General features: G+C 56.6%; 17 protein-coding genes. 3 read left to right on the top strand and 14 right to left on the bottom strand.

Annotated features, from left to right (window positions below):
• Positions 1-7: 7 nt before the first annotated feature.
• The 11 genes from wzyE to trxA all read right to left on the bottom strand — a co-directional run bounded on the left by wzyE (position 8) and on the right by trxA (position 12414).
• A complete protein-coding gene (gene wzyE, locus EGK14_RS19330) occupies positions 8-1366 on the bottom strand; it encodes an ECA oligosaccharide polymerase (RefSeq protein ID WP_125290723.1) in 1359 nt (452 codons plus the stop codon).
• Positions 1363-2433: a TDP-N-acetylfucosamine:lipid II N-acetylfucosaminyltransferase gene (locus tag EGK14_RS19335; RefSeq protein ID WP_125290724.1), complete on the bottom strand. Its 1071-nt coding sequence runs from the start codon at positions 2431-2433 to the stop codon at positions 1363-1365. The genes wzyE and EGK14_RS19335 overlap by 4 nt, the downstream gene beginning before the upstream one ends.
• A complete protein-coding gene (gene wzxE / locus EGK14_RS19340) occupies positions 2430-3680 on the bottom strand; it encodes a lipid III flippase WzxE (protein WP_125290725.1) in 1251 nt (416 codons plus the stop codon). Before wzxE ends, EGK14_RS19335 begins: the two co-directional genes overlap by 4 nt.
• Position 3681: 1 nt before the next feature.
• Positions 3682-4809: a dTDP-4-amino-4,6-dideoxygalactose transaminase gene (gene rffA, locus EGK14_RS19345; RefSeq protein ID WP_125290726.1), complete on the bottom strand. Its 1128-nt coding sequence runs from the start codon at positions 4807-4809 to the stop codon at positions 3682-3684.
• 4 nt (positions 4810-4813) lie between these two features.
• Positions 4814-5518 carry a dTDP-4-amino-4,6-dideoxy-D-galactose acyltransferase gene (rffC, locus tag EGK14_RS19350; protein WP_125290727.1) on the bottom strand — a complete coding sequence of 235 codons (705 nt, stop codon included), beginning with the start codon at positions 5516-5518 and terminating at the stop codon, positions 4814-4816.
• Positions 5515-6777: a UDP-N-acetyl-D-mannosamine dehydrogenase gene (gene wecC / locus EGK14_RS19355; protein WP_125290728.1), complete on the bottom strand. Its 1263-nt coding sequence runs from the start codon at positions 6775-6777 to the stop codon at positions 5515-5517. The genes rffC and wecC overlap by 4 nt, the downstream gene beginning before the upstream one ends.
• Positions 6774-7904: a non-hydrolyzing UDP-N-acetylglucosamine 2-epimerase gene (gene wecB, locus EGK14_RS19360; protein ID WP_125290729.1), complete on the bottom strand. Its 1131-nt coding sequence runs from the start codon at positions 7902-7904 to the stop codon at positions 6774-6776. Before wecB ends, wecC begins: the two co-directional genes overlap by 4 nt.
• Positions 7905-7949: 45 nt before the next feature.
• Entirely contained in the window at positions 7950-8978 is a 1029-nt protein-coding gene (gene wzzE, locus EGK14_RS19365; protein WP_125290730.1) for an ECA polysaccharide chain length modulation protein, read from the bottom strand.
• Positions 8979-9019: 41 nt separating this feature from the next.
• The gene (gene wecA / locus EGK14_RS19370; RefSeq protein WP_125290731.1) at positions 9020-10099 is read right to left on the bottom strand and encodes a UDP-N-acetylglucosamine--undecaprenyl-phosphate N-acetylglucosaminephosphotransferase; all 1080 of its coding nucleotides are present in this window, start codon (positions 10097-10099) and stop codon (positions 9020-9022) included.
• Positions 10100-10411: 312 nt separating this feature from the next.
• Entirely contained in the window at positions 10412-11671 is a 1260-nt protein-coding gene (gene rho, locus EGK14_RS19375) for a transcription termination factor Rho (protein ID WP_125290732.1), read from the bottom strand.
• 410 nt (positions 11672-12081) lie between these two features.
• A complete protein-coding gene (trxA, locus tag EGK14_RS19380) occupies positions 12082-12414 on the bottom strand; it encodes a thioredoxin TrxA (RefSeq protein WP_125290733.1) in 333 nt (110 codons plus the stop codon).
• 117 nt (positions 12415-12531) lie between these two features.
• Here trxA and rhlB point away from each other — a divergent pair, with 117 nt between their 5' ends.
• Both rhlB and gppA read left to right on the top strand, forming a co-directional pair.
• Positions 12532-13821 (top strand): ATP-dependent RNA helicase RhlB, encoded by a 1290-nt coding sequence (rhlB, locus tag EGK14_RS19385; RefSeq protein WP_125290734.1) that lies wholly within the window; start codon positions 12532-12534, stop codon positions 13819-13821.
• A 4-nt stretch (positions 13822-13825) separates the two neighbouring features.
• On the top strand, positions 13826-15310 hold the full coding sequence (gene gppA, locus EGK14_RS19390) for a guanosine-5'-triphosphate,3'-diphosphate diphosphatase (RefSeq protein WP_125290735.1): 1485 nt from the start codon (positions 13826-13828) through the stop codon (positions 15308-15310).
• Between the two features lie 45 nt (positions 15311-15355).
• Here the strand turns inward: gppA and rep are convergent, their stop codons facing one another.
• A complete protein-coding gene (gene rep, locus EGK14_RS19395; protein WP_125290736.1) occupies positions 15356-17380 on the bottom strand; it encodes a DNA helicase Rep in 2025 nt (674 codons plus the stop codon).
• An 87-nt stretch (positions 17381-17467) separates the two neighbouring features.
• Between rep and ppiC the strand changes: the two genes are divergently transcribed.
• On the top strand, positions 17468-17749 hold the full coding sequence (ppiC, locus tag EGK14_RS19400; protein ID WP_125290737.1) for a peptidylprolyl isomerase PpiC: 282 nt from the start codon (positions 17468-17470) through the stop codon (positions 17747-17749).
• A gap of 398 nt (positions 17750-18147) precedes the next feature.
• Here ppiC and EGK14_RS19405 read toward each other — a convergent pair whose 3' ends face one another.
• Positions 18148-18399, bottom strand: a complete 252-nt coding sequence (locus tag EGK14_RS19405) for a hypothetical protein (RefSeq protein ID WP_125290738.1) — start codon at positions 18397-18399, stop codon at positions 18148-18150.
• Positions 18400-18645: 246 nt separating this feature from the next.
• Positions 18646-18861 carry a DUF2778 domain-containing protein gene (locus EGK14_RS21650; RefSeq protein WP_233598540.1) on the bottom strand — a complete coding sequence of 72 codons (216 nt, stop codon included), beginning with the start codon at positions 18859-18861 and terminating at the stop codon, positions 18646-18648.
• Positions 18862-18976: the final 115 nt, after the last annotated feature.

Below are 18976 nucleotides of genomic sequence, written 5' to 3' on the forward strand. Positions count from 1 at the left end.
CTTAAAGTTACTGGCTAACAGGTTTTGTTTTTGCGCCCGGATGGCGCACCGGCCGCGCACGGATTACGCCCGCACTGTCGAGCAACCAGTAGAGCAGCTTGGCTGCCACCACCGCCGCCGCAAAAATCAGGCAGAAGAAAACCACGCGGGAAGCAAACGCGTCCAGCCCTTCTCTGGCGAGCACGATCATATTAAAAACCGCGCCGAAGCAGAAGCTTTGCAGAATGGCGGCCTTGTAGCGATTTTTCTCATGACGTCCTTTGGCATAAAGCCAGTCGAACCATTTGATAATCATGCCTACTGCCACCGCGCCCAGCGGAATAAACCAGACGCCGCCCATCACCACCAGCGAGCCTAACAGCGTCGGCGAGATCGCCAGCCCGGAATGGTTGTTCAGCACTTCCCAGGTAAAGTAGTTGGCGCTGTTCAGCACCACCGAGGGCCTGTCCGGCCACAGCCACCCCGGAATAAATACATAGAAATCCCGGACAACAGGCGCCAGCCCCTGGAATTCGATTTTGTCGTAATTTTGCAGCAGGAGGCCCAGATTTTCCCAGGGCGAAAAGGTATCGCGCGTCAGGTAAAGGAAGGTGTAAAACGCCTCGCTGCCGCTAACGTCGAGGTTATAACGGCGCAGCGCCAGCCAGAACATGCCGACGATGCCCGCGACGCCTGCGGCGGCCAGCATCCACAGCGTGATCCAGCCCTGGATGATGCCGATAAAAAGAAACAGCGCGAAGGCGATGATGATGTTGGCGCGCGTACCGCCGACAATCGCATAGGTCAGCAGCCCAAAAGCGACGGTAGCCACAAGGAACAGCAGCCAGCTTTTCAGGCCGGGACGCAGGAAATAGACCACCAGCATCGCCGGGATAAAGAAGTAGAAGAAGCGCTTAAGCGCCACGCCCGACACTTCCGCTGAAAAAATCTGGCTGTAGCTGTGCAGCTTAAACAGCAGAAAACCGTTATGCAGGAAGAACACCAGCACCGTGCCCAGCGCAATCAGCGCCAGAATGCTCCACGTCAGGTGCGCCTCGACGCGGTTGATGGAAAATACCTGGCGAGCGGGCCTTTCCGTCGCCTGCCTGAGGCGGGTTTTATAGCTGACGTAATAGATAGCGTAGAAGCTGGTTGCGGCAAGCATCGCCTGCAGCAGGTACTCCGCAGGCACCACCTGCACATTGAAACCAAACACCAGCACGCAGGTCAGCGGGAAGCCAAAGTAAAAGGTCAGCAGAAAAAGCAGCGAGAAGAAGACGTTGAAGTTAAATCGCACGCGCCGAAACTCCCGCCAGGTCAGCGTCAGGATCAGACCCAGTGACAGCAGCCAGACCGTCAGCAGGCCTGCAAACTGTGAAAACATCATGCCGTTGCTCCTTCCGCCAGCGCCAGCGCCTGCTGCCAGCCCGCCACAAAGGCCGGGTCGAAAAAGGCGATAGCGGCTTTATCCATGCCTGCCATCTGCCGCTTTGTTTCGGCGATCAGCTCGGGCGTCAGTGTATCACCGGCAAAAAGCACCGGCACCTGCTGCTCGGTCAGATCCTGCCAGAAAGGGTTTTTCCGGTTGATAACAAACGGGATGTTGGCCTGGATCAGCAGACACAGTGTGCCAATGCCCTGCTGGCGTTCGAAGATAAAATAGCCCAGATCGCAACGGGCAAGCAGCGCCAGGTAAGCCGTAAAATCAAGCTTTTCGGTTAGTACGTTCAGCCTGGCGCCAAACAGCGCCGCGCCGGCTTCCCGCACGCGCTGGATATAAGCGTCGTTATTTACCGGGTAGCCCATGGGCACAATAACGTTCACCCGCTCGCCGAACTGCTGGTGGATCGCCTGCAACGCCTGAAGGTGACGGTTGCTGGCATCACCGGAGTTGCCAACCAGAATGGTCAACTCGCTGTTTTTTGGCGCATCGGGCAATGCGACCTGCGACATGCGCGTAGGGAAATAGAGCAGCGAAGCGGGCACGGAAGACTGACGCTGCCGGAAAAAGGCGATATCGCCACGCGTGGCGAAGACATGGCCAATGCGCTTTTGCGCCAGGCGACGCATGGCGTAAAACAGGCGGAACTTCAGGCCGCCAGCCTGCTCGTAGAGATCGGCGCCCCAGATATGCCAGTACGCCTGCTCAGGCCGGATTTTGCGCAGCAGCAGCGCCAGCCACAGCGTCGGATTGAACTGGCCATGAAAGAAGAAGCGCGTCTGTCGATCGGCCTGTGCGTGGGCGGTCACCGCCTCAGCAATGCTTTTTTTATCCTTAAACCAGCGAATAGCCAGTGAGGGAAACGCCGTTACCGTCGCAGGTTCGCCCACAACCCAAAACTGGCGCTGTTCATCGCGCGGCGCGGCCTGAGCCATGACATCATTAAAAAACCGCAGAACGGTCTGGTTGTGGTGCTCAATCAGCGAGCCAAGAACGTGGATCAGTGTTGTCATACTTGTCTTTGATAAAGAAAAAATACGCCCGCGCAAAGCGCAAAATAGACGATGTAGGTTGCCATATAGGCCTGCGCCGCGCCGACAGCGCCGTGCAGCGGGATCAGCCACCAGGCAAACAGCGTCAGCAGCAGAAACTGGCTGACTTCCGTCAGCAGGTAAAAACGCAGCGAGGCTTTGGCAATGACCAGATAGCCGAACACATAAGCGCCTACCTTAAAAACGTCGCCGGTCAGCTGCCAGATAAAGAGGTCGCGCATCCCGGTGAACTTGCTGGAAAACAGCAGCCAGATCGCCACGTCGCGCAGCAGCCAGACGGTAAGGCTGACCGCCATCACCGCCGGCAGCACAAAGCTCAGCGACCGCCGGATCTCGCGCGAAATCGCTTTTTTGTCGGTCAGCTTTGCCAACGTCGGCAGCAGCCAGACGCTGAAAGAGGCGGTGATAAACTGCAGATAAGCGTCCGAGATGCTGGTCACGCCCTGCCACAGACCGACCTGCTCCCAGCCGTCGTGCGCCGCCAGCAGATTACGCATCATTACCCAGGCGACCGGCAGCGTTACGGCGGTCATCAGCGCCATGAGCGTGAATTTACCCAGATTACGCGCGATATCGCCGTGCCACTGCGGCTTAAGGAAATGCAGCGGCAGATGGTCGCGCTTTGCCAGCAGCGCCGCCGCCGGCACCACGACCAGCGCCGGAACCAGCGCCATGCCGATAAGCGCGCCGCTGTAGCCGCCCAGCCAGTAACAGACAAACCACGCCGCCACGCCGATCAGGCTGCCTGCGATCAGTGACAGCGCGTTGCCCATCGCATCGCGAAAGCCTTTGATCACCGCCAGCGCCAGGTTGGCCCAGGCGATGCCGACCTGCACAAAGGCCAGCACCCGCACCACGTTCGCAAAGCCGCCATGACCAAACAGACCGACGCTGACCGGTTCGGCAAACAGCAGGAAAACCACCGCCAGCAGCGTAGAGAAGCCAAGCACCATTGTCGACGCCGTACCGGTTACGGCGCGCAGCCGCACAGGCTGCTGCTGATATTCCGCCACGTATTTGGTGACGCCGTTGAAGATACCTGCGCCAGCCAGCACGCCCAGCACGGTGATCAGCTGGCGAAAGTTGCCCGCCTGCCCCACGCCCGCCGGTCCAAAGGAAACGGCCAGCATCTTAACCACCAGCAGACCGGCAGCGATTTTTACCAGCGTGGACGCTGCCGTCCACACCGAAGCTTTAGCCAGCGACATATCAGAACCAGCTCAGCAGCGAGTTGATAACCGTTTTCTGGTTATTGTCGGAAAGGTTGTAAAACAGCGGCAGCCGCAGCAGGCGCTCGCTTTCTGCCGTGGTGTAGCGGTCAGCCCCATGAAAACGGCCAAAACGCTGCCCGGCCGGTGATGAATGCAGCGGGATATAATGGAATACGGCCAGAATTTCTGCTTCTTTTAGCCAGTTAATCAGCGCGTTACGGTCATCGTTGTCGTGCAGCTTGATATAAAACATATGCGCGTTGTGCTGGCAATCCGGCGCAATGGTCGGCAGCGAAATTCGTCCGCTGGCGGCGACGGGCAGCAGCGCGTCGTAGTAGTTCTGCCACAGGCGCAGGCGCTGCTCGTTGATGCGTTTAGCCTCTTCCAGCTGCGCCCAGAGATAGGCAGCCTGCAAATCGGCCATCAGGTAGCTGGATCCGATATCTCGCCAGGTGTATTTATCCACCTGACCACGGAAGAACTGGCTGCGGTTGGTGCCTTTTTCCCGGATGATTTCCGCTCTTTCCACCAGTACCGGATCGTTGATCAGCGTCGCGCCGCCTTCGCCGCCCGCGGTATAGTTTTTGGTTTCGTGAAAGCTGAAGCAGCCGATATGGCCAATCGTGCCCAGCGCTTTGCCTTTATAAGTGGACATAACGCCCTGCGCTGCATCTTCAATCACGTAAAGTTTATGCTTTTCCGCCAGCGCCACGATCGCGTCCATCTCACAGGGGACGCCCGCATAATGCACGGGCACGATCGCGCGCGTTTTCTCGGTAATGGCCGCTTCAATCAGTTTTTCGTCGATGTTGAGCGTATCGGGACGGATATCGACAAATACGATAGTCGCGCCGCGCAGCACAAAGGCGTTGGCGGTAGAGACGAAGGTGTAGCTCGGCATAATCACTTCATCGCCGGGCTGAATGTCGATCAGGATGGCGGCCATCTCCAGCGAGGCGGTGCAGGACGGCGTCAGCAGCACCTTGCGGCTGCCGAACCGGTTTTCCATCCACTGCTGGCAGCGACGGGTAAAGCCGCCGTCGCCGCACAGCTTGCCGCTGCCCATCGCGGACTGCATATACTCAAGTTCGGTTCCCACCACCGGTGGGGCATTAAACGGGATCATAAAATTACCTGTAGAGCCACCAGGCGGTGCGTTCAATTACGCCGCCGCAGCGATGATAAAGTCGGAGTGCCGGCAGATTGCCAAGCTGGGTGGCAACATGCAGGCGCGTCAGGCGTCGCGCGCGACACCAGTCAATGGCGGCCTCGATCATACGTTGACCGACGCCCAGTCCCTGCGCTTCAGGCAGCGTCGCCAGCAGGCCGATCCTGCCGCTGCCGTCGGCCAGCTCGCGCAGCGAGACGAAACCCTGTAGTTCGCTCTGGTCGTTGACGGCGATCAGGCACTGATGGTCGAAAGTCCCCAGTACGGCGTTTTCTACCCACTGCGCATAGAATCGCCCGCTGTCTTCCGCTTTATACCAGGGCGCGCGAAAGCGACTCCGGGCAAACGCGCTGCTGGCTACCTCGCGCAGCGCCGGGATATGCTCTTTACGGGCAATGCGAATGCCTTCCGGCCTGCCGCCCACGCCGATGCCCAACACGAAATCCGCTTCGCCTTCCACAAAGCGAAACCCCAGCGCGCTTAACGCATCCAGCTCCGCCGTTTGCTGCGACAGGATTTTCGCCTGGACAAGGTCATATTGCCCTAGCGACGCTTCATCGATCGGTGCCTCGTGCAGATCGACGGTCAGCAGGGCGCTGTTGATGTCGAAGAACGCATTTTCCCACGTCAGTGGTTCGACGCGTCCCGGCAGAGCGGTGGCGTTCATCGCCAGAGGCCTTTGGTATCCACCAGCCAGCGCGAGCGCAGGCCTTCGACGTCGATGGTTTTGAACTGCTGATGATCCACCAGCATAACCAGCACGTCGGCCTGGCGTAACGCCTCTTCCTGCGTAACCAGCACGCTTCTCTCCGGCATCCCCTTCGGCAGCTCGTGAATATTCGGCTCGACCAGCTGGGTGACGCCCTGATGCCAGTCGGCAATCATCTGCGCCACTTCCATTGCCGGACTTTCCCGCAGGTCGTCGATATTGGGTTTAAAGGCCAGGCCAAAGCAGGCGATGGTCAGCTCGCTGGGACGCTTGTCGCTGGCGACCAGGCACTCTGCCAGCTTTTTCTTCGCCTGTTCCAGCACCCAGTGCGGCTTGCTGTCGTTAACTTCGCGCGCGGTGCGGATCAGGCGAGCCTGTACCGGATTCTGCGCCACGATAAACCACGGATCCACAGCGATGCAGTGGCCGCCGACGCCGGGGCCGGGCTGTAAAATATTAACGCGGGGATGGCGGTTGGCCAGCGCGATCAGCTCCCAGACGCTGATGCCCTGATCGGCACAGATCAGCGACAGCTCGTTGGCGAAGGCGATATTGACGTCGCGGAAGCTGTTTTCCGTCAGCTTGCACATCTCAGCGGTTCGAGAGTTAGTGACCACACACTCGCCTTCAAGGAATATCCTGTAAAGCTCGCACGCTCTCTGCGAGCAAAGCGATGTCATACCGCCGATCACGCGGTCGTTTTTAATCAGCTCAACCATCACCTGGCCGGGCAGTACGCGCTCCGGGCAATAGGCAATCTGCACGTCGGCTTTTTCGCCCGCGTGCTGGGGAAAAGCCAGATCGCTGCGCGCCATGGCCAGCCACTCGGCCATTTGCTCCGTCGCGCCCACGGGTGAAGTGGACTCTAAAATAACCAGATCGCCTTTTTTCAGCACGGGCGCGATGGACTCGGCCGCCGCTTTTACCCAGGCGAGATCCGGCTGGTGTTCGTCTTTAAACGGCGTCGGCACCGCGATCAGAAAAGCGTCCGCCGGCTCTGGCCGGGTGGTCGCCCGCAGATACCCCTGCTCAACGGCAGTTTTCACCACCACGTCCAGGTCCGGCTCCACGATATGAATGTCGCCGCGATTAATCGTCTCGACCGCCCGCGTGTTGATATCCACGCCGATCACTTTTTTCTGGCGGGAGGCGAAAGCCGCAGCGGTAGGCAGGCCAATATAGCCCAGCCCGATAACAGAAATGGTATTGAACATTATAAAGAAATCCGATTGTTTTTAAGGGCCTGCACAATGCGTTCGCAGGCCAGGCCGTCGCCATAGGGATTATGGGCGCGGCTCATCGATTGGTAAGCCTCTTCGTCCGTCAGCAGGCGCGTAACCTCGCGAACGATTTTTTGTGTGTCGGTGCCTACCAGCCTGACGGTGCCTGCGTCTACCGCTTCCGGGCGTTCGGTGGTATCACGCATTACCAGCACCGGCTTGCCCAGTGAAGGCGCCTCTTCCTGGATGCCGCCGGAGTCGGTCAGGATCAGCCAGGCACGGTCCATCAGCCAGACAAACGGCAAGTATTCCTGCGGCTCGATCAGCACCACGTTGTCGATATCGCTGAGGATACGATTGACCGGCTCGCTGACGTTAGGATTCAGGTGCACCGGATAAACGATCTGCGCCTCAGGATGGCGGCGGGCGATATCGGCCAGCGCGCTGCAAATGCGCTCAAAGCCGTCGCCGAAGCTTTCCCGACGGTGCCCCGTCACCAGAATCAGCTTCTTATCGGCCTCAAGGAAGGGATAGCGAGTCGTCAGGCCGTCACGCAGCTGCTCATCGCTTAATACGCGATCGCGTACCCAAAACAGCGCGTCGATCACCGTGTTGCCGGTAACAAACATGCGCGCGGCGGGCAGATTTTCGCGCAGCAGATTTTGCCGCGCCGTTTCCGTCGGCGGGAAGTGCCAGGTTGCCAGATGCCCGGTCAGCGTGCGGTTGGCCTCTTCCGGCCACGGCGAATAAAGATCGCCGGTACGCAGTCCGGCCTCCACATGTCCCACCGGAATACGGTGATAAAAAGCCGCCAGGCTGGCTGCGAACGTCGTGGTGGTATCGCCGTGCACCAGCACGACATCCGGCCTGAACTCGGTAAACACGCCTTTCAGCCCTTCCAGAATACGGCTGGTGATCTCCGTCAGCCCCTGGCCTGGCCGCATAATATTCAAATCGTAATCGGGGACGATAGCGAACAGCTGCAGCACCTGATCCAGCATCTCACGATGCTGCGCGGTAACGCACAGACGCGCGTCTATCTCGCCATCCTGGGCAAGTGCATGAACCAGCGGAGCCATTTTGATCGCTTCCGGGCGCGTGCCAAAAACAGTTAATACTTTCACTGTTGTTCTCTTTCCTTCGTCTGTCAGGTAACTATAAATCGGCGCTTAACCGCGACGTCGGCGTAGCAAAGCGGTGCCAGCGCCAACCAGCGCGCCTACGGCACCCCACATGATCATCATAAACAGGCGACGTGGGCTGTCGCGCTTTACCGGCTCTTCCGGCGTACGCAGATAGCGCCAGGTCTGGAAAGCGTTATCCGGCTTCGGCCCGGCATTCAGCGTGCTCAGCATGGCTCTGTTTTGATCATAGTCCAGATCGTAAGTCGGCCCGCTGGCCTGCAGGTTTTCCAGGCGAGCCTGCAACAGCGAGCGGCCCAGCAGAAACAGCTCGGAATCGGGCAGCTGTTCTGAAGGCGTGCTGGTTTTCGCATGCTCGAAGCCCTGCTGCTGCGCGATTTTCAGCGCCTGCTGTACACTGTTGATCTGGCGGTCGTAAATGGCTTTCGCCACCGCTTCCTGCCGCTGCACCTGCGCCTTCAGCTGCTGAGCGCGCGCGGCCCAGCCGCCTGCCAGCTCGGCGTTAAGATGCTGCGCGGCGCGCTGGCCGGCAAAAGCGACATACTGACGCAGCAGCGTGTTGGCCGCCGGCGCGGTTTCCGCAATCAGCTTGACGCTGTCATTCAGGCTTTTTGCCGCGTCGCCGGGCTGATACTGAATATTGGCGATCAGCTCGTCGAGCAGGGCGGCATCGTCGCGAGCCTGCCCGCTCTGCCGCTGTTTGTAGTAGTCGCTTTGCAGCCAGAACTCGCGGCGGGTGTCATAAGACGCCAGCTGCATCACGAACTCCTGATAGGCTTCGTCCGCAATGGCGGGCGCGACGATGGGCGCGCTGCTGCTACGGCTGTCCAGATTGTTCAGGAACAGCTGTTGCGAGTAGTAATTGCCCAACATATTGACGGTGGGACGATCGGTGACCGCCGTGGTGCTCCATTTTGGCGTGATCAGCAGCGAGCAGAGCCAGGCCAGCAGGGCAAAAAGCAGCGCGCTGCCGATAATCCACAGCTTTCCTCGCCATAGCGCGCAGCATAGCCCGCGGATATCCAGCTCGTTCTCTGCAACGTCAGGATGCGTCATACATGATATTCCTTGTCCAGGGTAAAGAGGTCCGAAACGGTCTAGCGGGCTTTGCGCAGCCTTCTTTTGACTCTTTTCAGCATTCGCGCCACGCGCCACGCGCGTTTAATACAGTAGCCGTAGAGCATAAACGCCAGTAAAAACAGCACCAGCATCAGCCACTCCGGCACAAAGCTCAGCGACTCGCCCAGCACGCCGACGCCGGCCAGCAGCGCGGCCGCCATCGTGATCAGAAAGCAGGCCTGCCGCGAGGTAAACCCGGCGCGCATAATCAAATGGTGAATGTGCTGGCGATCGGCGGAAAACGGGCTCATGCCCTTGCTGAGGCGGCGATACATAATGGCGATCATATCCATCAGCGGAATGGCGATCAGCCACAGCGCCGTGACGGGCGTGACGGGATGGCTTTGCCCCTGGGTCGCCTCCAGCAGGATCCAGATAATGGTAAAGCCAATCAGCGTGCTGCCCGCATCGCCCATGAAAACCTTATAGCGACGGCCAAAAACGCCAAGATTAAGCAGGATATAGGGGATAATGGCGGCGATCATCGCAAAACACCACATCGCCAGGCTTTGCTGGCCATCCACGAACAGAATAATGCCCATTGCCAGGAAGGTTACACAGGACAGGCCGCCCAGCAGACCGTCGATACCGTCCACCATGTTAAAAGCATTGATGGCCGCCCAGACCGCAAACAGCGTCAGCACGTAGCCGAAGGGCCCGACGATCAGCTCCCAGGGACCAAAAATAAAGCCCAGGCTGAGCAGATAGAGTTTGGCCATGGTCATCATTACCACGGCGATGCCTGCCTGAACGCAGGCGCGTATCTTTACGCTGATATCAAAGCGGTCATCAAGCGCTCCGACCAGCACCAGCACGCCGGCGCAGCTCAGGTAAAGCAGACTATGGGGAATGTAGTAATCGGTCACCGCGAAGCTAAAACAGATGCCGGCGAAAACAGAGATGCCGCCGACCAGAGGGATAACGCCCTGGTGACGTTTGCGATAGTTGGGCTTGTCCACAAGACCCACTTTCTTGGCTGCTTTACGGGCGAAAAAGAGAAACACCAGCGAAAACAAAAATATTAAAGCAAGCTCAGTACTCATATTGAGTAAATTCACATTAACCAGCTCTCTGCTAAGAATCCCAGTGTTATAGCAATTTCTGTGCCACAAACCGCTGTCTGATTCTGATGTCCATTGTGCCACGGGGAAAATCCAGCCTTATCGCCCGATTTCCTGCCCGCCACACCTTTAATTTAATTCTCCAGTGGCAACATCGTATAGCCCATAAACGAAAAACGCCACGTCTGAGCGCGGCGTTCCCCGAGTTTTCTTCTTTTTCCGGCTTCTGTTGTGAATTCGCATAAAAACAGGCCAAAAAAAGAGAGGGTCGATTGCTCAACCCTCTTTCTTTCCAGCAGACCAGCCGACTTACGAACGCTTCATCATGTCGAAAAATTCGTCGTTGGTTTTGGTCATCGCCAGCTTGTTGATAAGGAATTCCATCGCATCGATCTCACCCATTGGGTGGATGATTTTGCGCAGGATCCACATCTTCTGCAGCTCTTCAGAGCTGGTAAGCAGCTCTTCTTTACGCGTACCGGAACGGTTGTAGTCGATAGCAGGGAACACACGCTTCTCGGCGATTTTACGCGCCAGATGCAGTTCCATGTTGCCCGTACCTTTAAATTCTTCGTAGATAACTTCGTCCATCTTCGAACCGGTATCGACCAGCGCGGTAGCGATGATGGTCAGGCTGCCACCCTCTTCCACGTTACGCGCGGCGCCGAAGAAGCGTTTTGGACGGTGCAGCGCGTTGGCATCCACACCACCGGTCAGCACTTTACCGGAAGCCGGCACCACGGTGTTGTAGGCGCGAGCCAGACGCGTGATGGAGTCGAGCAGGATGATAACGTCCTTTTTATGCTCGACCAGTCGCTTGGCCTTCTCGATAACCATTTCAGCTACCTGCACGTGGCGGGAAGCCGGCTCATCGAAGGTAGAGGCGATAACTTCGCCTTTTACCAGACGCTGCATCTCGGTCACTTCTTCCGGACGTTCGTCAATCAGCAGCACCATCAGCACGCAGTCAGGGTGGTTATAAGCGATGCTCTGCGCGATGTTCTGCAGCAGCATAGTTTTACCCGCTTTTGGCGGCGCCACGATCAGACCACGCTGGCCGCGACCGATTGGCGAAGCCAAATCCAGTACGCGTGCGGTTAAGTCTTCGGTAGACCCGTTGCCGCGCTCCATGCGCAGACGCGAGTTAGCGTGCAGCGGCGTTAAGTTTTCAAACAGGATTTTGTTACGGGCATTTTCCGGCTTGTCAAAGTTAACTTCATTAACCTTCAGCAGGGCAAAATAGCGCTCGCCTTCTTTCGGCGGGCGGATCTTGCCGGAGATGGTGTCACCAGTGCGGAGGTTAAAGCGGCGAATTTGGCTGGGGGATACGTAGATGTCGTCAGGGCCGGCGAGGTAGGAGCTGTCTCCAGAGCGGAGGAAACCAAATCCATCCTGCAATATCTCCAGTACGCCGTCGCCGAAGATATCTTCGCCGCTTTTCGCATGTTGTTTAAGGATGGCGAAGATAATGTCCTGTTTACGCATGCGCGCCAGGTTTTCCAGCCCCATATTTTCGCCGAGTGTTATCAGGTCAGAAACCGGCGTATTTTTTAATTCGGTAAGATTCATAATGGTGGGTTCTTAAACTCGGGGTAAATCTCGAAATGTTTGTCGTCAATGGTATGGCGAAAAATCCATGCCTGTTAATGGCTTTCTTGTCAGACTCCCGATCATCGCGTGCAGGAATACGCGGATCCGATACGGGGAGACGGTAAGGACAAGGTGCCGGAAATTCTGGATACTAACCGTCAGATTGCTGAACATTCGTTACATTCAGAGGAAAACAGTGTTCAACAAGGAGTAAATATTAGATTCAAACTACAGGTAAGTGCGTAATGCAGTAAAAGTAAGTTAGCACGCTCTATGGCAAACGTCTAGCGATGAGCTAAAAATATGAACGAGGCAAAAACAAAACCGCAACGGGAAGCAGACTCGCGCCTGCGGTGAGCGCACAGGGCCCACCGCAGCAGCAGGGCTGGTTAGCCCAGGTTCGCGTTCAGGAACTCTTTCAGCTGTCCTTTAGAAAGTGCGCCCACTTTCGTTGCCGCTACTTCGCCGTCTTTAAACAGCAGCAAAGTAGGAATACCGCGGATCCCGTATTTTGGCGCAGTGCCTGGGTTTTCGTCGATATTCAGCTTGGCGATAGTCAGCTTGCCGTCGTATTCTTCGGCGACTTCGTCAAGGATCGGGGCGATCATTTTGCACGGACCGCACCATTCTGCCCAGAAGTCGACCAGCGTCAAGCCTTCTGCTTTCAGGACGTCGGTTTCAAAGCTGTCATCGGTCAGGTGGACAATTTTATCGCTGCTCATGTCTTACTCCAAAAGATTATGCCTGGCTGCCTGGCGTAAAATCTGCCAACTTAGGTTGACTTTATTTCACCGGATACGCTTTCGTAAAGCAATAGTAAGCTGATATTCTACCACACTATGAGCAAAACACACTTAACCGAACAGAAGTTTTCCGACTTCGCCCTGCACCCACAGGTCATTGAAGCCCTTGAAAATAAAGGCTTTCATAACTGCACGCCTATTCAGGCGCTGGCATTGCCTTTCACCCTTAACGGGCGTGATGTAGCGGGACAGGCGCAAACCGGTACCGGGAAAACGATGGCGTTTTTAACGTCAACGTTCCATCATCTTCTTTCTCACCCCGCGCCGGAAGGCCGTCAGGTCAATCAGCCGCGTGCGCTGATCCTGGCACCAACCCGCGAACTGGCCGTGCAGATCCACGCCGATGCGGAACCGCTGACGCAGGTGACCGGCCTGAAGCTGGGGCTGGCCTACGGCGGCGACGGCTACGATAAGCAGCTGAAAGTGCTGGAGAGCGGCGTCGATATTCTGATCGGCACCACCGGCAGGCTGATCGATTACGCTAAACAGAACCACGTGAATCTGGGCGCGATCCAGGTCGTGGTGCTGGATGAAGCCGACCGCATGTTCGATCTGGGCTTTATCAAAGATATCCGCTGGCTGTTCCGTCGCATGCCTGCGGCGAACCAGCGCCTGAACATGCTGTTTTCCGCTACCCTTTCCTTCCGCGTACGCGAGCTGGCGTTTGAAAACATGAACAACGCTGAGTATGTGGAAGTCGAGCCGGAGCAGAAAACCGGGCACCGCATTAAGGAAGAACTTTTCTATCCTTCTAACGAAGAAAAAATGCGTCTTCTGCAAACCCTGCTGGAAGAAGAGTGGCCGGATCGCGCCATTATCTTTGCCAACACCAAACACCGCTGTGAAGATATCTGGGGCCATCTGGCCGCGGACGGTCATCGCGTCGGCCTGCTGACCGGCGACGTGGCGCAGAAAAAACGCCTGCGTATCCTGGACGACTTTACCAAAGGCGACGTGGACATCCTGGTGGCGACTGACGTGGCGGCGCGCGGCCTGCATATTCCTGCGGTGACGCACGTCTTTAACTACGATTTACCTGACGATCGCGAAGACTACGTGCATCGCATCGGTCGTACCGGCCGCGCAGGCGCCAACGGGCATTCAATCAGCCTGGCCTGTGAAGAATATGCGCTGAACCTGCCGGCGATTGAAGAATATATCGGTCACAGCATCACCGTAAGCCGCTACAACAGCGATGCGCTGATGACCGATCTACCGCCGCCGAAGCGCCTGACACGCAGCCGTTCCGGTACCGGCCAGCGTCGCAGTAGCGGCCCGCGCCGCAGCGGCCCGCCGCGTAATAATAACCGCAAACGTTCAGGTTAACGCCATGCCCAGCGCCTCATCGCTTTATGCTGCAATAGATTTAGGATCTAACAGCTTTCATATGCTGGTGGTGCGCGAGGTGGCGGGCAGTATCCAGACCGTTGCGCGTATCAAACGCAAAGTCCGCCTGGCGGCCGGTCTGGACAGCGACAGCCGTCTCTCTGATGAGGCAATGGCGCGCGGCTGGGAGTGTCTGGCGCTGTTTTCGGAGCAGCTGCAGGATATTCCGGCGGGCCAAATCCGCGTGGTCGCTACGGCGACGCTGCGGCTGGCCGCCAACGCAAAAACTTTTCTCGCCAGGGCGCAGGACATTCTGGGCTGCGCCATCAATGTGATCAGCGGCGAGGAAGAAGCCTGCCTGATCTATCAGGGCGTGGCGCACACCACAGGCGGCTCCGATAAGCGGCTGGTGGTCGATATCGGCGGCGGCAGCACCGAGCTGGTTACCGGTAGCGGTGCACAGCCCGGCGCCCTGTTCAGCCTGTCGATGGGCTGCGTCACCTGGCTGGAGCGTTATTTCGGCGATCGCCACCTCGGTAAAGATAATTTTGCCGCGGCGGAACAGGCCGCAAGCGACATAATCCGACCGGTTGCCTCAAAACTGCGCGAGCAGGGCTGGGAAATTTGCGTCGGTGCCTCCGGCACCGTGCAGGCGCTACAGGAAATCATGATGGCGCAGGGCATGGACGAACGCATTACGCTTGCCAAGCTCCAGCAGCTGAAGCAGCGCGCCATTCAGTGCGGCAAGCTGGAAGAGCTGGAAATCGAAGGACTGACGCTGGAGCGCGCGCTGGTTTTCCCCAGTGGCCTCTCTATTCTGATCGCCATTTTTACCGAGCTGAACATCAGCAGCATGACGCTGGCCGGTGGCGCGCTGCGGGAAGGATTGGTATACGGAATGCTCAGGCTGCCGGTCGATCGGGATATCCGCAGCCGTACCCTGCATAACATTCAGCGTCGTTTCGTGATTGATGCCGAACAGGCGGAACGCGTGCGCGCCCTGGCGGAGAGCTTTGGCCGTCAGGTCAGCCACAGCTGGAAGCTGGATGAACGCTGCCGGGAACTGCTCAACAGCGCCTGCCTGATCCATGAAATCGGTCTCAGCGTCGACTTTAAACAGGCGCCGCAGCACGCTGCCTATCTGGTTCGCCATCTCGATCTGCCTGGTTTTACGCCCGCCCAGAAAAAGCTGCTGGCCACGCTGCTGCAAAACCAGGTCAACGGTATCGATCTGGCGCTGCTCAGCCAGCAAAACGCCGTACCGCCGCGTATGGCGGAAAGAATGTGCCGGCTGCTGCGGCTGGCGATTATTTTCGCCAGCCGTCGCCGTGACGATACGCTGCCTGCCGTGCGGCTCCATGCCGACGACGACGCGCTACAGCTGACGCTGCCGAGCGGCTGGCTGGAGGCGCATCCGCTGCGGGCCGAGCTGCTGGAGCAGGAAAGCCGCCGGCAGAGCTATGTGCACTGGCCGCTGCTCGTCAGCTAAAGAATAAGGGGACAGCTATCGTCCCCTTGCTGTACCCGCCAAAGCCTATCCGGCGTTTTTCGCCTTATCCAGCATCGCCCGCAGTCCCGCTACGCGGCTTTGACCGGTCTGCATCCGCTGTTCCGGGCTTACCACCTTGCGTTCCGTTTCCCAGTTCAGATCGTCCTGCGGCAGCTCCAGCAGAAAACGGCTTGGCTCCGGACGGATCGCTTCGCCATACTGACGGCGTTCGCGACACAGCGTAAAGGTCAGCTCTTTTTGCGCACGCGTGATGCCGACGTAGGCCAGCCGACGCTCCTCTTCCACATTGTTTTCATCAATGCTGCTCTGATGGGGCAACAGCCCTTCTTCCATGCCGACCAGATACACATAGGGAAACTCCAGCCCTTTTGAAGCGTGCAGCGTCATCAGCTGTACCTGGTCCGCCTCTTCTTCGCTTTCGCCGCGCTCCATCATGTCGCGTAACGTAAAGCGGGTCACCACCTGCGTCAGCGTCATCGGCTCGTCAATGTCGCTGCCTTCCAGCATTTCGGTCATCCACTGGAACAGCGTATTGACGTTTTTCATGCGCATTTCGGCGGCTTTTGGGCTGGCGGAAGTTTCAAACAGCCAGCTTTCGTAATCGATACCGCGGATCAAATCCCGCACGGCGGCCACCGGCTCCCGCTCCGCCAGCTGCGCGACTTCCTGCAGCCAGAAAGTGAAGCGCTGTAGCGATTCCAGCCCGCGCCCGGTCAGCGTCTGGCCCAGCCCCATATCAAAACTGGCGGTGAAAAGACTTTTATTACGCTGCATCGCCCATTCGCCCAGCTTGCGCAGCGTGGTAGGGCCAATTTCGCGTCGTGGCGTGTTGACGATGCGCATAAAAGCGCTGTCGTCGTCAGGATTGGTCAATACGCGCAGATAGGCGAGCAGATCTTTGATTTCCGGCCGCGAAAAGAACGAAGTGCCGCCGGAAATACGATAGGGAATGCGGTTCTGCATCAGCATTTTTTCAAAGACGCGCGATTGGTGATTGCCACGATAAAGAATGGCGTAATCTTTGTACTGCGTCCTGTTGATAAAATGGTGCGCGATCAGCTCGCCCGTCACGCGCTCGGCTTCGTGATCCTCGTGATTGGCCGTCACCACTTTCAGTTCCGCGCCGTAGCCCAGCTCTGAAAACAGGCGTTTTTCAAACACGTGCGGGTTATTGGCGATCAAAATATTGGCCGCTTTCAGGATACGTTCGGAAGAACGGTAGTTCTGCTCCAGCTTGATAACCTGTAACGCCGGAAAATCCTCTTTCAGCAGCACCAGGTTTTGCGGTCTTGCGCCTCGCCAGGAGTAAATTGACTGATCGTCGTCGCCTACCACCGTGAAACGCGCGCGCGCGCCGACCAGCAGCTTTACCAGCTCGTACTGGCTGGTGTTGGTATCCTGATACTCATCCACCAGCAGGTAACGGATACGCTGCTGCCAGCGCTCGCGCACTTCCATATTGCGCTGGAACAACAGCGTTGGCAGCAGGATCAGGTCATCAAAATCCAGCACGTTGCAGGCTTTCAGATGCCGATCGTAAAGGCTGTAGCAGTGAGCGAAAATTTTATCGCGCTCGGACTGCGCCGCCGCCGCCGCATGCGCAGGATCCAGCAGATCGTTTTTCCAGTTCGAGATCGTAGAGATCAGCTGTTGCAGCAGATTTTTATCGTTTTCCAGCCACTCTTCGGTCAGCTCTTTCAGCAGCGCCAGCTGATCCTGATCGTCAAACAGTGAAAAGTTGGACTTCATGCCCAATGCGGCGTATTCGCGTTTGATAATTTCCAGTCCCAGCGTGTGGAAGGTGGAGATCATCAGGCCACGCGCCTCTTTGCGGCCCAGCGTTTGCGCCACGCGTTCTTTCATCTCGCGTGAGGCTTTATTGGTAAAGGTCACCGCCGCAATATGGCGAGCCTGGTAGCCGCATTCGCGGATCAGATGGGCAATTTTGTTGGTGATCACGCGCGTTTTGCCCGAGCCGGCACCGGCCAGCACCAGACAGGGCCCGGTGACGAATTCGACGGCATGTTGCTGACCAGGATTAAGACGCATAGGGGTTTACTCGATGAAATGACAGAGGGAAAGAAATCACAGCGTGGTAGTATAGCCAGCAGCATCCATACGACTCAAGGTACGATCATGGCAAAAACCGCAGCAGCACTCCATATCCTTGTAAAGGAAGAGAAACTGGCTCAGGACCTTCTGGCACAGCTGGAACAGGGCGCAGATTTTGAAAAACTGGCGAAAAAGCACTCTATCTGCCCGTCAGGCAAAAAAGGCGGCCACTTAGGCGAATTCAAACAGGGCGCGATGGTGCCGGCTTTCGATAAAGTGGTGTTCTCCTGCCCGCTTATCACGCCTTACGGCCCGCTGCACACGCAGTTCGGCTATCACATCATCAAGGTGCTGTACCGTAACTAAGCGCCCCTTGTCACCGCTTCCGCCTGCCGTCGCGCCTGCGGAAGCGGTTTTTACCCCCCTTCTTCATTCCAGTCCTTTCCAGCTTTTACTTTATAAGCCCGTTCCTGTTGACGAAATAATGTATAAGCCCCGATAAACCGGCCTGACTTGCAGCATGCGTGGCGTTAGTTATGGCAGGATGAGCGCAAGCAACCTTAAACGGCAGCCATTTAGTAAAATGCTGATGGTGAAACGCGAGACAGCAAAACGTCACGCTGGCGTGCAGTTCAGAAAGGCGATGCGTTAACGGTAAATTGCCCTGCGCGGTGAAGCACGGGACACAGGTTAAAACTCACGTTTGACAATTACATAGCCATTAAATCTTATATTGCACTCATAATCGCTCGCAATCGCTGATATCAGGAAAATATTTTCTTTTTTTGACTATTTTTAACGGTAAATTTAATTATCAGGTTTACCGGATTATCTTCCGAATACATTTCCTTGTACGCATCAAGCGTTAATTCTCTGTCCTCTTCGTAACTCTGCTTTGCATAATATTCTGATAGCATATCAGTGACAGGCTCGTTAAACAGCAACTCAGTTGTGAGATCTTTTTCGTTTATTCCTTTAGTGTCTATATGCATTTTCTCACGCATTTCGTCCATCATGGCTACCCCCGTGCTGGACAGGGGAGATTTACAGTTATTGCATTCACCTTTACAGCAAAGGAACTGGCGCTAAAAACCGTCAATAAAAGAGGAAAGTATTTCATTCAATAATTATCTCCTTGCCCATTGACTCCCAGATCTTTCTACGGAATTTCTGATCAAGGATAATGCAGACGTTACAGGCGGTACCTGGCGTTTTGATGCTGTCACCATGGAATCAGAAAACCATCGCGACCACACATGCTGTTACCCGTCCAGACGTAATGTGAATCTACCGGCTTTGTGATGAGTGAACGGTACACCTGTAATTCTGTATTTTCCTCTGGGTAAAGGACCTCTGTCCTTCAGGCATTCATTCTCAGGGTTATTTTTGTAACCCGGCGCCCCAGCATATCGTGCACTGAACTCATAGCGCCCGTTGTGCCGGAATGTTTTCAGCGTCACATTATAGATCCATGCCATTATTACTCTCCTTGTTTATATCGGCTATCCTGCCGATATGTACTTAACAGGATCCCTGCGAGCGTTTCTATAGCAGCAAAGCGAAAACAATAGCTATCATGATCGTAATCAAAAA

The sequence above is a fragment of the Erwinia sp. 198 genome (genome assembly GCF_003937915.1).
In the GTDB taxonomy this organism is placed as follows: domain Bacteria; phylum Pseudomonadota; class Gammaproteobacteria; order Enterobacterales; family Enterobacteriaceae; genus Erwinia; species Erwinia aeris.

Excerpts from the sequence above, each read along its gene's own strand:
- wzyE (WP_125290723.1), bottom strand. The coding sequence starts at position 1,366 with ATGATGTTTTCACAGTTTGCAGGCCTGCTGACGGTCTGGCTGCTGTCA.
- EGK14_RS19335 (WP_125290724.1), bottom strand. The coding sequence starts at position 2,433 with ATGACAACACTGATCCACGTTCTTGGCTCGCTGATTGAGCACCACAAC.
- wzxE (WP_125290725.1), bottom strand. The coding sequence starts at position 3,680 with ATGTCGCTGGCTAAAGCTTCGGTGTGGACGGCAGCGTCCACGCTGGTA.
- rffA (WP_125290726.1), bottom strand. The coding sequence starts at position 4,809 with ATGATCCCGTTTAATGCCCCACCGGTGGTGGGAACCGAACTTGAGTAT.
- rffC (WP_125290727.1), bottom strand. The coding sequence starts at position 5,518 with ATGAACGCCACCGCTCTGCCGGGACGCGTCGAACCACTGACGTGGGAA.
- wzzE (WP_125290730.1), bottom strand. The coding sequence starts at position 8,978 with ATGACGCATCCTGACGTTGCAGAGAACGAGCTGGATATCCGCGGGCTA.
- rho (WP_125290732.1), bottom strand. The coding sequence starts at position 11,671 with ATGAATCTTACCGAATTAAAAAATACGCCGGTTTCTGACCTGATAACA.
- trxA (WP_125290733.1), bottom strand. The coding sequence starts at position 12,414 with ATGAGCAGCGATAAAATTGTCCACCTGACCGATGACAGCTTTGAAACC.
- rhlB (WP_125290734.1), top strand. The coding sequence starts at position 12,532 with ATGAGCAAAACACACTTAACCGAACAGAAGTTTTCCGACTTCGCCCTG.
- gppA (WP_125290735.1), top strand. The coding sequence starts at position 13,826 with ATGCCCAGCGCCTCATCGCTTTATGCTGCAATAGATTTAGGATCTAAC.
- rep (WP_125290736.1), bottom strand. The coding sequence starts at position 17,380 with ATGCGTCTTAATCCTGGTCAGCAACATGCCGTCGAATTCGTCACCGGG.
- ppiC (WP_125290737.1), top strand. The coding sequence starts at position 17,468 with ATGGCAAAAACCGCAGCAGCACTCCATATCCTTGTAAAGGAAGAGAAA.
- EGK14_RS19405 (WP_125290738.1), bottom strand. The coding sequence starts at position 18,399 with ATGATGGACGAAATGCGTGAGAAAATGCATATAGACACTAAAGGAATA.
- EGK14_RS21650 (WP_233598540.1), bottom strand. The coding sequence starts at position 18,861 with ATGGCATGGATCTATAATGTGACGCTGAAAACATTCCGGCACAACGGG.